The organism is Sorangium sp. So ce296, from assembly GCF_051529605.1.
Classification (GTDB): Bacteria; Myxococcota_A; Polyangia; order Polyangiales; family Polyangiaceae; genus Sorangium; species Sorangium cellulosum_D.
In genome coordinates this window covers 4364264-4377324 of the sequence record NZ_CP150325.1, presented here as the reverse complement: position 1 = coordinate 4377324, position 13061 = coordinate 4364264, and the positions used below count along the sequence as shown (strand labels likewise).

The following is a 13061-nucleotide window of genomic DNA, read 5'->3' as shown; positions in this document are numbered from 1 at the left end:
CACGATCCGGCCGAAAGGGCGGCCGGCCGCGCTCAGCCCGCGAGCCGCCGGTGGCTGTCGAGCGCCGCGCGCTGATCCTCGAGATCGTCGCCGTACACCGCCTCGAGCGCCTCGGCCGCGAGGCGGTGCTGCCGCTCCGCCGCCGCCTTCGGCTGCATCCCGTACGCCGCGTCGCGGATCAGCACCGTGCAGAACTCGAAGCGGTGCTCCCCCATCCGCGACCAGATCCGCTGCGCCTCGCCGAAGCGCAGGTGATCCACGAGGACCGACGCGTCCGGGATCATCCGGGCGAGCACGCGGGTGTCGAACTCGCGCCCGAGCACCGCCGCGGAGATCACCGTCTGCCGCGTCCGCGGCTCCAGCCGCTCGAGCCGCGCGACGAGCAGGCTGTTCACGGTCCGCGGCGGCATGAACCGGCTCGAGCGCGCGGCCTCGTGGGTCGAGCCGTACCGGCCGTCCTCCAGCCAGTACGCGAGGATCTCCTGCGCGAAGAACGGGTTGCCGCCGGCGGTCTGGCCGAGCAGCGACTCGAGCATCGTCGGGATCGGGCCGCCGAAGAACGGCTCCGCCAGCGCGAGCAGCCGCTCCTGGGGCAGCGGCGCGAGCTCGATGACCTGCGACGGGATGCCGGCCTCGAGCGGGATGCGCACGTCCGCCCCCTCGCCGGCGGCCGCGGGCCGCGCCGAGCAGAGCACCGCGAGCGGCAGATCCCGGCAGGCGGCCGTGATCGCGCGCACGGCCTCGAGTGAGGTCGGGTCGGCCCACTGCGCGTCGTCGAGGTGCACCACCACCGGCTGCAGCGAGCTCTCGGCGACGAGCAGCGCGGAGAGCGCCGCGAGCGCCTCCTCGCGCCGCCCGGCCTCGGCCTCCGGCGTCGCCGGCTCCTCGCCCCGCAGCCGGAGCAGCCGCGCGAGCGCCTCGCGCGACCGGTCGATCCCCTGCCGCACCTCGGTCCAGGCCTCGGGCAGCCGCTCCAGGAGCAGCTGGAGCGCGAGATCGAGCCCCGCCTGCTTGGCGCGCTGGCCGAGCTCCGACGAGATCCCGAGGTACTCCTTGAGCGCGAACTCGAACGCGTAGAGCGGGGTCTTCAGCGTCTGGTCGCAGCGGGCCTCGATCCACAGGAGCGGGCGCATGTCCATGAGCTGCGCGCGCTGGTGGCGGTAGCTGTGCACGAGGTAGCTCTTGCCGATGCCCGCCTCGCCGAGGATGTACACGACCCCGGCGGAGCGCCCGGCGAAGAGGGGCTCGAGCGCGCGCGTGAGCCGCTCGAGCTCGGCCTCGCGGCCGATCGGGCCGAGGTCGTAGAACTCCTCCTGCACGGCGATGCGGCGCCGCTCGAGCGAGTAGACGAGGATCGGCAGGTCGTACCCGTCGAACCGGAAGATGTTCTCGGTCGACCACTGGTGGCTCGCCTCGCCCGCGAGGAACGCGCGCTCGTCCGCCCAGATCGACGACGGCGCGGCCTTGCGCGCGATCTGCGCGGCGAGGTGGACGGCGCGGCCGAGGCAGGCGAACTCGCGGCGGCCCCCGGCCCCGAAGAAGCCGGACAGGCAGCGCGCGCGGGTGATGCCCACCGCGAGCCGGGGCACGCCGAGGCCGTTGCTCTTCAGCTCGAGCGCGAAGTCGAGGGCGCGATCGTGGTCGCTCTCGTGCGCGACCGGCACGCCGAAGTAGAACAGCGCGCCGAAGCCGCGCTCGGTCACGTTCATGCCGGCGAACGTGGCGCCGAACATCGCCGAGATCTCGTGCAGCTGCTGGATGAGCTCCGTCGGGCTCGCCACCCGATCGAGCGAGAGCGCGACCGTCGTCACCTCGCGGATCTCGCCCTCCGGCGCGAGATCGCCCGCGCCCGGCGGCAGGAACGCCTCGGCGTCCGCGTCCGTCGGGGCCACCGCGACCGTCAGCGAGGGCGGACCGGTCAGGAGGTCCGCCTCGTCGAGCTCCGCCACGCTCTCGCGGGCGCTGGCCGCGGGGAGCCGCTCGCGGAAGCTGCGATCGAGGTGCAGCTCGCTGTCGTCCGCCCCGCGATCGGTCGCCTGGCAGGCCTCGATCGCGGGGCCGTAGAGCAGAGAGTAGGCGCGATCCCGGGCGATCCGCACGATCGTCCAGTGGACCGAGCCCCACGCGAGCCCGATCCTGAACGGCATCGGCGCGCCGCCGGCGCCGAGCGCCCGCCGCGCGGCGAGCTCGAGGAGGCTGCGCCGCATCGCCAGGGCCGCGCTGCGCGCGAGGCGGGTGACGTTCCGCCCCGGCCGATCGGGGAAGAGCGCGGTGAACCCGCCGCCGGGCGAGAACGCCGCGACGAACCCGCCCGACTGGTGCACGGCCTCGAAGAGCGGCTCGAAGAGCGACCGCAGCGCGTCCGGATCGATCGCCTGACGCGCGATCATCTGCTCGGCGAGCTCCACGACGGCCGGGAGCGAGACATGCAGGACGGCCGCGTCGACCGCCCCCGCGTACTGCCCTTCGGCATCCTGTTCGAGGATGAAGTCCGGGACGAGCGGGTTCATGTCGAAACTGTATCGGGGATCTCCTCCCGACACGAGGGTGGCGGGAGGGCCGAAGACCCCCCGGGCGAGCGCGCCCGGGGGCGACGGAGGTGGCGCATCGGAAATCGGGTAAATTTACGATCGCCGCCGCTCGCGACCCAAGCATGGGACGTCCGCCGGCGCTGTGGGTGGACCGTCTCGATCGGCTCTGGCACCATCCTGGTCATGCAGGCCGCGGACGACGAGTCCAAGCTCGTCAGCAACGCCTTGGAGGAGGCGCAGAGGCGCTTCCCTGCCGTGCCCCAGGTCGAACGCTACGATTGGAGGTTCCATGTCGACTCGACCGGGGATGACGCGGTGCTGGTCACGGTGGTATTGAAGGACCCGCCTGGAGGGGACCACTACGTCTGGGGCGAGCTCGCCCCCATCAGGAACGCGATCGTCGAGACGTTCCAGGAGCGCTCGGTGCGGCGCTGGCCTTACATCCAGTTCAGCCTCGAGTCCGAGCTGACGGAAGAGGACGAGGACGACGGCAGCGGCGCGGAAGCTTGAGGCATGCTGCTGCATGACGAGCTGCTCGAGCAGGCACGAAACCTCGCCAAGCTCGACCCACGCAGACCCCGCCAAGGCAACCTGAGGCGCGCCGTGTCCAGCGCCTACTACGCCGTATTCCACCTCTTGCTCCACGAAGCGAGCGTCCAGCTGGTGGGCCCGCCGTTCCTCGGGATCGCGGCCGAGGTGAACCACGGCGTGCGGCGCTGGTTCGATCACACGACCATGAAGCGCGTCGCCGAGTGGTTCCAGGGGAAGGGCACACCGACGAGCCTGGCCGACATGACGGACCGGACCGCGAGGTCGAAGCTGCCCAAGCTGGTCTCGCCCGCGCTCCGTGATGTCGCGGCGACCTTCGCCGATCTGCAGGAGCAACGGCACATGGCGGACTACGATCTCGGCGCACCCCGCTTGACGCGGTCGAACGCGCTGAACGCGGTCGAGCGCGCCGAGCAGGCGTTCAAGGACTGGAGGGTCGCCCAGAACGACCCTCTGGCCCAGCTCTTCCTTTTGCTGCTGCTCACGGGAGATAAGATCATCCCCAAACGCTGAGCCAGGTCGAACACGCGTCCTGCCGCATCGACGGCGCCCCCTGCGGAGCTGACGTCAGCGTTCAGTCCCGGATGAACGGCGGGGGCGGCGGGACGTCGTCGGCCGGCACCAGGCGGGAGGTGAAGAAGACGCGCACCGTGCCGAGCTCCATGCGCGCGCCCTCGAGCGTGAACGGCACCTTGCGGGTCTCCCCCGCGAGGCGCAGGGTCAGCTCGCCGCGCACGGCGCCCGGCGCGCCGGCGAGCGCGGGCGGCGAGGCGCCGTCCCCGGCCGAGGCGCGCGCGATCTCGACGACGTAGCTCCCCTTGGGGAGGTTCCGCAGCGCGAGCGACTCCGCGCGCGCGCTCGTCGCGTCGCGCGAGCGCACGCCCACCGGCCCGAGCGTCGCGCCCATCCAGGAGAGGCGCCGCCCCCGCGCGTCGATGAGGGCGAGGTCGAGATCGGCGCCGCCGGTCCACGCGGCGCTGAGCTGCACGTCGCCCGGCAGGTCCGCGGAGGGCGGCGCGTCCGGCTGCGCGAGCAGCCGGTCGACCGTCGCCCGGACGGCGGACGTCAGATCGAGGCGGAGCTGGCCCGCGAGCTCGCTCATGCCGCCCTCGCCGGCGCACCGGATCGCGGCGGCGGCGAGCTTCGCGTCGGCGGGCGCGAGCTCGGCGAGCGTCACCCGGTGCTGGCACGCGTACGCGGGCCGGCCCGCCGCGTCCCAGAGCTCGGCGAGGCGCGCCTGGGCCGCCCGGTCGCCGGGGCGCACGTCGGCGAGGCCGCCGAGGATGCGCACCGCGCGGTCGCGATCGCCCTGCCGGGCCGCGAGGTCGGCGCGGGCGACGAGCGCGTCGGGGTCGAGCGCGTCGCGGCCGCTCCAGCGCGCGGTCAGCTCCTGGGCCTCGCCGAGGCGGCCGGTCGTGGCGTAGAGGGCGTAGAGGCCCACGGTCCGGTCGCGGCTGTCCGGGGCCGCGGCGAGCGCCGCCTCGGCCTCCGCGGTCCTCGCCGCGCTCTCGGGCGCGAGCGTGTTCGTCGCGTCGAAGCTCACCTTGCGGTCGAACACCCGGCGCATCGGGATCATCCGCCGCGGCCGGGGCCACGGCTCGTCGGCGGCGCCGTCGGGCCAGCGCCTCTGGGCGCGGTCGTCGCTCTTGGGCTCCGGCCGCGGCGCCGCGGGCGCGGCGGTCGTCGGCGCCGGCGCCGGCCTGTCGGCGTCGCGCGGGGCCGAGGGGGGTTCGAACAAGTCGGCGGGCATCTCGGGCGCGGGCCTGGCGGCCGGCGCCGGCGGGGGGAGGGGAGCCGACGCCGACTTGCGGCGCGGCGCTGCCTCCGCGGCCGCCCACCCGCGGCCGCCGCCGCCCAGGCCGCTGCCCGACACGCCGAGGCCGTTCGCGGGCCCCATCCCCTTCGCTTCCTCCTTCGCGGCGCTCTCGCCCGCCGCGTCGTCGGGCTGCTCCCCCTCGGCGCCCGCGGTCACGCCCTGGGCCTGCTCCTCGCCCGTGAAGGCGGAGGCGATGCCGTCCCGCTCCAGGCCGAACGCCTTGAACATCGCCTCGCTCTCCAGCACGAGCAGCGACGTGAACCGGCTCGCCACGGAGAAGCGCCGCGACAGCTCGATGATAGCGGGCTTCTGCGCCTCGCCGCCGGTCTCCTCGAGCTCCGCGATCTTCGCCGCGGCGTAGAGGCGCGGGACGAAGGCGTTGCCCGCGCCCGAGCCGGCGACGATGCTCACCGGGTAGGTCTGCTCGAAGCGCTCGCCCGAGACGCGGCCCCGGAGGCGGATCGCGCCGGCGACGTCGGCGCCGGAGCTCATCCGCGCCACGACGATCGCCTCGCCGCCGGCGCGGATCGGGTCGAGCCGCGCCGGCGTGACCTGGGTGAGGCCGGGCGGCAGCTCGAGCTCGGGATCGCGCAGCGCGAGGCCGTAAGCCGCGCCGAGGACCGACTGCGCCGCGCTCGCGACCTTCTGGCCGGGCACGTAGGGGACCATCACCCCGCCGCCGCCCCGCGCGAGCGCCCGGAGCGACGTCGTGTCCGCGTCGCTCCCGAGCGCGACCGCGATCACGGCGGCGCCGTCCGCGGGGACGGCGCCGCGCACCGCGGCCTCGATGTGGGAGGGGCGGGTCGGGCCGACCGAGGGCGTGCCGTCGCCGAGGTAGAGGATCCGGAGCTCCTTGCCGTCGAGCGGGCCGGCGGCGGCGCGCGCCGCGATCATCGCCGCGGCGAGGTCGCTGCCGCCGTCGGGCTCGATGCCGCCGAGGAAGCGCTCGACCTCGCCGGCCGACGCGGCGCCGGGCGCCATGGGCCGCGCGGCGCCGCCCTGGGCGCCCTCGCCGAGGGAGCGGCAGAGGGTGTCGCACGCGAGCACGACGACCTCGTCGCGCCGGTCCATCTCGCGGACGATCGACGAGGCGAGCCGCGTCGCGCGGGCGAAGCGCTCGCCGACCATGGACCGGCTCGCGTCGACGACGATCGCGTGGCGCCGCGAGGTCGACTCCTCCCAGCGGGGGAGCCGGGGCCTTATCGCGATCGCGACGTAGGGCGACGCGTCGCTCGCGATGGCCCGCGCCGCGGCGAGCGACGCCTCGTGCTCGGCGCCGTCGCCCTTCGACGCGCCCGCGCCGCCGCTCCTCGGCGCGCTCGCGGCGCGGGGCCCGGCCGGCCCCGCGGGCGGCTGCGGGGACGCGGCGGGGGGCATCCGGTAGGCCCACGCGGTGACCGGCCGATCGCGATCGGGGAGCGCGTACTCGACCGTGAGGTCGCCGGCCGGCGTGAACCCCTGGGCGCGCAGCGTGCGCCGATCGGCCGCGCCCTCCGCGGGGGCGGCGGCGAGCTCGTAGCCGCGCGCCTCGACGCCGAACGCCCGGTCGTGGCCGAGCACCTGGAGGTCGAGCGAGAAGTCGCCGATGCTCGTCGTGCCGCTCTGGTCGTGCGCGAGCGGGTAGGTGAAGCGGCGGACGCCGCCCGACTGCTCGACGAGCTGCGTGTAGGTGAGCACGACGCGGCGCGAGCCGCGCTTCGGGATGGGGAAGATGCGGAGCTCGAACCGGCCGCCGCGCTGCCACTCGAGCAGCGCGGGGTCGCGCCACGGGCCAGGGACCCAGATGATCTCCTCGCGCGGCTTGGGCGCCTTGGGGGCGGCGTTCTGGAGGACGCCGCGCCAGATCGCGGCCCCGCGGTCGCGGTCGACGAACGCGCCCTCGATCAGCTTGCCGTCCACCTCGAGCGCGAGCCGCTCGATCTGGGCGCCCGGCGGGAGCGGGAAGCGGAAGATGCCCTCGAGCTCCTCGTCGGTGTCGTTGGCGAAGGTCTCGTCGATCTCCGTCCGGGCGACGACGTCGACGATCCGCACCTTGACCGCGTGCTTCGCGAGCCGCACGGCCCGCTCTTTCTCCTGGGTCGCGCCCGGCTTGCGCGCCCTGAGCTCGCCGAGGCCGCGGAGCGCCGGGGCGTCGGCCTCCTCGGCGGAGCGGTCGCTCCACGCGAGCGTGTCGGCGAGCGAGGTCGCGCTCGCGACGTCCGGCGCGGCGCCCTCGGCGAGCGTCGCCTCCTCGCCGGCGCGCACCTCGACGGGCTCGCCCCGCTCGCCGGTGACGCGCACGGCGCCGCGCGCGACCTCGACCGAGGCGCGCCCCGGGCTCGCGGTGACGGCGAGCTTCGTGCCGAGCACCTCGATCTCGCCGTGCGGCACCTTGATGCGCGCGGGCGGCGCGCCGGGGATCGGGGCGACGTCGAGGACGACGGCGCCCGCATCGACGCGCGCCGCGCGGGCGTCGCCGGCGATCCACACGCGCGAGCCGCGGTCGATGGCGAGCGCGGAGCCGTCCGCGAGCGCGAGGTGCGCGCGCGTCCGCGTGTCGGTGCGCAGGGTCGCGCCCTCGGGGAGCGCCGCGCCCGCGGCGAGCGGCGCGCAGGCGCCCGCGGCGTCGCACGCCTCGAGGCCCCCCGACCGGTCGGCCGACGCGCGCGAGACCGAGGCGACCTTGCCGGACCAGGGCGCGCCGGCCGTCACGGAGGCGGCCGGCTGCACCGTTTCGCCGCGCCGCAGGGCGATCCCGGCCGTCACCGCCGCCGCGGCGGCCAGGGCGGCGGCGGCCATCGCCGAGCGCCGCCCGAAGGCGGCGCCTCGCGCGCGGCGCGGCGCCGGCGCGGCCCGCTCCGGGCTGGAGGAGCGCGCCTCGCCGGCGTGCGCGCCGGCGGCCGCGCTGCCGGTGCGCGCGTCGGTCGCGGCGCCGCCGGCCATGTCGCCGGTGCGCGCGCCGGTCGTGTCGCCGGTGCGCGCGTCGGTCATGTCGCCGGTGCGCGCGCCTGCCAGCTCCTCGCCCGCGCGCTCCTCGCCCGCGCGTTCTTCGCTCGCGCGCTCATCGCTCGCGCGCTCATCGCTCGCGCGTTCATCGCTCGCGCGCTCCTCGCCCGCGCGCTCTTCACCCGCGCGCTCTTGGCTCGTGCGCGCCTCGGGCACCGCCTTGAGCACCGCGCCGCTCGTCGCGCCCTCCGAGGGGCGGGCCGCCTCGAGCCGCCGGAGCAGCGCCTCGGCGAAGTCGCCCGCCGGCCGGAAGTCCGCGCCCGCCGCCGCCGCGACCTCCGCGGCCCGCGCCGCGTCGTGGCGGAGGTCGCGGCACGCGTCGCAGCCGGCGATGTGCTCGTACAGCGCCGGCCGCGCCGTCCCGTCGAGCACCTCCGCGAGCTGCTCCTCGACCTCGCCGCACAGCCCCGCCGAACCCGTTTCCGTCGCGCTCATCGCCCTACTCCTCGCCCAGATCGGCCCTGAGCCGCGCCAGCGCGCGGCTGACGCGCTTGCGCGCCGCCGCCTCGTCGATCCCGCACGCGATGGCCACCTCCTTGAAGGAGAGCCCCGCCTCGAAGCGCAGCACCACCGCCTCGCGCTCGCTCGGCTTGAGCCGCGCGAGCGCGGCGCGGGCGCGCTCGGCCCGCTCGCGCTCCAGCGCGAGCTCGCTCGCGTCCGGCCGCGGACGGGTGTCGTGCACGAGCCGCAGCCGCGCCTCCCGCCGCGCCCGCAGCTCCGTGTGCCGCCCGCAGATGCGCCGCGCGATCCCGAAGAGCCAGGCCCGCACGCTCCCCTCGGCGCGGTACTGCGGGAACGCGTCGAACGCCGCGAGCAGCGTCTCCTGCACCAGCTCCTCGCTCTCGGCCTGCGATCCGGTGAACGCCATGCACAGCCGCCCGAGCGGCATGGCGTAGGCCCTCGCACACCGCGACAGCGCTTCCCGGAAGTCGCCTGCCCCGATCAGCCCCTCGATCGCGCGAGCTTCGTCCGCCCGCGCGTCCCCCTCCGAGCCCACGAGCGCTAACCCAGCTGCCATCGCTGCCTCATCGCCGGCCATGTGCCCCCGTCCCCCGCGTTCGTGACCGGTTTTTTTTTCGCCCCCCGCCCCGGCGGGCTCCGGTGCCCGATCCCACCGTACAGGGCGGTCCGGCCTTTGCCTTTTGCAATACGATCCCAGCCGCAGCAGAATCGGCAGTCGCCTCAGGAGCCGCGCTTATGAATGAGACACGCCCGTCTGTTTCCGCGAAGGCCACGTCGCCCGGGGGGGCCGGGCCGAGCGCTCCCGTTGACACCTCGCCTGTGAAGCGATGGCGACGGTCGCTGGCCCTCGCCCTCGCCGCGTCGCTCGCCGGCGCCCTCGCCGCGCCCGCGGCGCTCGCGCAGGGCGCGCCGGACGAGGAGCAAGCTCAGGAGGACGTCGAGGGAGAGGCCCCGCCGCCGGCCCAGAAGGCGCGCAAGCGGGGGGTGCTCCCGGCCCGGGCCGACGTGGACGTGAAGGAGAGGAAGGCGGCCCCCGCCGACCCGAAGCGGGGCCCGGCCGAGAAGGACAAGGACCGGGACAAGGCGGAGCCCCCGGTCGAGGAGCGCGCCGCCCGCGGCGTGGCGATCGTCGAGCGGGGCGGGCAGGTCCTCGGCCTCGGCGCGGTGCTCGCCGGCGACGGGCGCATCCTGACGGCGCTCTCGCCGCTCGGCGCGGGCAACGACCTCACGGCGCGCCTCGCCGACGGGACCACCGTGCGGGTGAAGCTCGGCCACCACGACCGCGTGTGGGATCTCGCGCTGCTCGTGCCGCAGACCGGCAGGTGGACCGAGGGGCTCACCGCCTCGTCGCGCGATCCGGTCCGGCAGGACGCGCAGATCCGCGCGTTCTCGGCGGCGCGCGGCAAGGTCGCGGCCGTCCCGATCGTGCTGCGATCGCACCGGACGCTCCTCGGCGGCGACGACCGGCAGCTCGACGACGCGATCGAGCTCGGGTCGCGCGTCTCGCCGCTCGACCTGGGCGCGCCCCTCATCGACGAGGACGGCCGCGTCGTCGCGATCCTCGGCCGCGGCTGCGCCCCGAACGAGGGCAAGCCGTGCACGCCGGTCGCGTTCGGGGCGCCGATCGGCGCGATCCGCGGGTTCCTCCGCGCCGTGCCCCCGACGGCGGTGCAGCCCGCGGGGTGGCTCGGGATCCAGGGCGTCAGCGAGGCCGCGCCGGTCGCCAAGGGGGTCCGGGTCACGGAGGTCCACCCCGGGAGCCCCGCGGACGAGGCCCGCCTGAAGGGCGGCGATCGCGCGGCGAGCGACATGATCCTCGCCGTCGACGGCGTGCCCGTCACGAGCCCCGAGGCGCTCGCCGACGCGATCCGCACGCACGCGGTGGGCGAGAAGGTCCCCCTGACCCTGCTGAGCGGCGGGAAGTACCGGCAGGTCACGGTCGTGCTCCGCGCCGCCCCGGATCCGAAGGCGGCCGCGGCGAAGCGGCCCGAGGCCGAGCTCCCGCCGCCGAGCTCAAGCGGCAAAGCCACCGAAGAGTACCGCAAGTAAGCGAAAAATGATGGGGGTCCGCGCCGGGATTCTATAAGCTCGGCGCTCGGGCGCGATCCGGTTGACACTGCGTCAATCAAACCTCCAGGATCGGGCCTGAGCGGCTCGATCGGGGCGCTCGCGGTTCTCATTCGGCCCCGCGCCTCGCGCGGGGCCTTCGATCGGGTGATCCGTGTCCCAAACGTTTCGAATCGAAGTGGCCGGCGAGACGAACGTCGGGCGCAAGCGCAACCACAACGAGGACAACTTCGGCATCATGGTGGAGTACGGCCTCTTCATGGTCGCCGATGGGATGGGGGGGCATGCGTCGGGCGAGGTCGCGTCGAAGATGGCTGTCGACGCGATGCAGGACTTCTTCGCCCAGACGCAGGACGACCCGGAGCGGACCTGGCCCTACAAGATGGACCGGTCCAAGGGGTATGAAGAGAACCGCCTGATCACGGGCATCAAGCTCGCCAACCTGCGTATCTACGAGACGGCGCAGCGCGAGGCGAAGAAGCGGGGAATGGGGACGACGTTCGTCGGCATCTTCACGGCGAACGACGGCGTCTACGTCGCCCACGTCGGCGACAGCCGGGTCTACCGCTTCCGCGAGGGCAGGCTCGAGATGCTCACCGAGGACCACTCGCTCCTCAACGACTACATCAAGATGAAGCGCCTCACGCCGGAGGAGATCGCGAACTTCCCGCACAAGAACGTGATCGTGCGCGCGCTCGGGATGAAGGACACGGTCAAGGTCGACACCCGGTTCGAGGTGCCGCAGCTGAACGACCTCTACGTCCTCTGCTCCGACGGCCTCTCCGGCCCGGTGAGCGACTCCGAGATGGCGCAGATCCTGTCGGACCACCAGGACATCCAGGTCGCGACCTCGAAGCTGATCGAGCGCGCGAACGAGAACGGCGGCCCGGACAACGTGACCTGCGTCCTCGTCCGCTGGACCCAGTGAGCGGCGGTCACCCGCTTCGGATACGGGCCCACCTCGACGTTTTCGGTGCTCGGCGTGCTGGAGCACGCCTGCGCGCCGAAAACGCCGATCTGGGCCCGTCTCCTGTGCGGGTGACCGCCGCTCGGCGACCGCCGCTCCGCGGGAGCGCGGCTCAGGGGAGGACGCCGCCGCTCCAGGGGACGAGGATGAGGAAGACGAAGGCGATGAGGGCGAGCATGAACAGGCTCGTCATCAGGTAGGTCGAACGCGGCGAGCGCGCGGTGCTCCAACCGTCCCCGTAGAACTTGCCGCGGGAGCGCACGCGGATCCGACGCTGCACACCGCTGAGCAGGCTCGGCGGCGCCGCCGGGGGCGCGCGCATGGCGCCGCGGACCAGCTCGCGCAGATCGACCTCGTCGACGAGCGGCAGGTCGCCGTCGTCGGGCAGGTCGACGTCGTCGGGCAGGTCGCGCGGCGACGCGACCGCGTCGCGCGGCGGTGCAGCGCCGCCGCGCGATCGGTCCGCGGGGGGCGTCGTGGGACGGCTGCCGCTCTCCACGCCCGGAGCGGCCGGCTCCTCGGCCTGCCCCGCGCCCCTGGGGTCGTCCGCTCCGCTCATTTCCCGCCTCTCACCTTCTCGCCCATCACCTTCTCGACGAGCGCGCGGAGCTGCCCGCGCGCGCGATGGATCCGGCTCTTCACGGTCCCGTCCGGTAAACCCGTCACCGAGGCGATCTCTTCGTAGGACATGTCCTCGACGTCGCGAAGGATGAGCGCCTCCCGAAACTCGGGATCGAGCTGGCCGATGGCGTGCTTCACGACCGCCTCGAGCTGCATCCCCTCGACGAGCTCGTCGGGGCGGCTCACGTCGCCGACGCTCACGCCCTTGGCGGCGGACAGCGGCACCCGGTCGACCATGGCATCGACGTCGTCTTGGGCGCCGGCGTGCCGCCGCGAGAGGTACTTCGTCCGGTTCTTACAGAGGTTCACGGCGATGCGGTAAATCCAGGTCGAGAGCTTCGATTCGCCGCGGAACTGATCGATCGCCTTGAAGACCTGCACGAAGACCTCCTGGGACAGGTCCTCGGCCTCGTCGCGCCGGCCAAGCATGCGGTAGACCAGCGCGAACACGCGGCGCTCGTACATGATCACGAGCTCGTTGAACGCGCTCTCGTCGCGCGCGACGAGCCGCGCGATGAACTGGGCCTCGCTCACCTCGATCTGCGCCGCGGGCTCCACGCCCGCATGGATCGCGGCGCCGCGCGCGCGATCGGCGTCGGCGCGGATCGTGGCGCCGCGCGTGCGATCCGCATCTGCATGGGTCGGGGATCCGCGCCCGCGGTCCGCATCTGCGCGGATCGTGGCGCCGCGCCCGCGGTCCGCATCTGCATGGGTCGGGGATCCGCGCCCGCGGTCCCCTTCATCGCTCGCCACGCCGTCCGGTCCTCCAGGATCCAGGATCTCGCCCCCGCCCCGCGGCAGGCGCAGAGCCTTCGGTGAGACCACGGTAAACAACCCCGGCTCGACCGCGCCAGACAATAGCGAGCAGGCAGCGGCGCCGGACGCGCCCGCGACGCCGTGCGGCCGCGCCCGAGGCGCTCCCGTCAGCCCGATGGAGATCGCCCGCCACGATCCCCCTCAGAGGGCGCGGGCCTCGATTGGTTCCGGCGCGTGGATTCGAACCACGATTAGGGGATTCAAAGTCCCCCGTCCTGCCCTTGAACGACGCCGGAGTGCCGCGGGA

Annotated in this window: 9 protein-coding genes and 1 tRNA gene; 4 read left to right on the top strand and 6 right to left on the bottom strand. The window is 74.6% G+C overall.

The features are described from left to right. Positions 1-32: 32 nt before the first annotated feature. Positions 33-2510 (bottom strand): AAA family ATPase, encoded by a 2478-nt coding sequence (locus WME98_RS16390; RefSeq protein WP_437952128.1) that lies wholly within the window; start codon positions 2508-2510, stop codon positions 33-35. Between the two features lie 204 nt (positions 2511-2714). Between WME98_RS16390 and WME98_RS16385 the strand changes: the two genes are divergently transcribed. Next, the gene (locus tag WME98_RS16385) at positions 2715-3041 is read left to right on the top strand and encodes a hypothetical protein (protein WP_437952127.1); all 327 of its coding nucleotides are present in this window, start codon (positions 2715-2717) and stop codon (positions 3039-3041) included. Between the two features lie 3 nt (positions 3042-3044). Next, on the top strand, positions 3045-3593 hold the full coding sequence (locus WME98_RS16380; protein WP_437952126.1) for a hypothetical protein: 549 nt from the start codon (positions 3045-3047) through the stop codon (positions 3591-3593). A gap of 61 nt (positions 3594-3654) precedes the next feature. On the opposite strand, the gene WME98_RS16375 is transcribed toward WME98_RS16380, so the two are convergent. After that, positions 3655-8316, bottom strand: coding sequence for a VIT domain-containing protein (locus WME98_RS16375; RefSeq protein WP_437952125.1), 4662 nt, complete (start codon positions 8314-8316; stop codon positions 3655-3657). 4 nt (positions 8317-8320) lie between these two features. After that, positions 8321-8899 (bottom strand): RNA polymerase sigma factor, encoded by a 579-nt coding sequence (locus WME98_RS16370; RefSeq protein WP_044989539.1) that lies wholly within the window; start codon positions 8897-8899, stop codon positions 8321-8323. 263 nt (positions 8900-9162) lie between these two features. Here WME98_RS16370 and WME98_RS16365 point away from each other — a divergent pair, with 263 nt between their 5' ends. Together WME98_RS16365 and WME98_RS16360 are read left to right on the top strand one after the other, a co-directional pair. Next, positions 9163-10392: a S1C family serine protease gene (locus tag WME98_RS16365; protein WP_437952124.1), complete on the top strand. Its 1230-nt coding sequence runs from the start codon at positions 9163-9165 to the stop codon at positions 10390-10392. A 172-nt stretch (positions 10393-10564) separates the two neighbouring features. Continuing rightward, positions 10565-11338 carry a Stp1/IreP family PP2C-type Ser/Thr phosphatase gene (locus WME98_RS16360; RefSeq protein ID WP_061626148.1) on the top strand — a complete coding sequence of 258 codons (774 nt, stop codon included), beginning with the start codon at positions 10565-10567 and terminating at the stop codon, positions 11336-11338. Between the two features lie 151 nt (positions 11339-11489). On the opposite strand, the gene WME98_RS16355 is transcribed toward WME98_RS16360, so the two are convergent. The 3 genes from WME98_RS16355 to WME98_RS16345 form a co-directional block, all read right to left on the bottom strand. Beyond that, entirely contained in the window at positions 11490-11936 is a 447-nt protein-coding gene (locus tag WME98_RS16355) for a hypothetical protein (RefSeq protein WP_437952123.1), read from the bottom strand. Continuing rightward, complete coding sequence (locus WME98_RS16350; RefSeq protein WP_437953991.1) at positions 11933-12823, bottom strand: sigma-70 family RNA polymerase sigma factor; 891 nt, start codon at positions 12821-12823, stop codon at positions 11933-11935. The genes WME98_RS16355 and WME98_RS16350 overlap by 4 nt, the downstream gene beginning before the upstream one ends. A 153-nt stretch (positions 12824-12976) precedes the next feature. Continuing rightward, positions 12977-13050, bottom strand: a tRNA-Gln gene (locus WME98_RS16345). Positions 13051-13061: the final 11 nt, after the last annotated feature.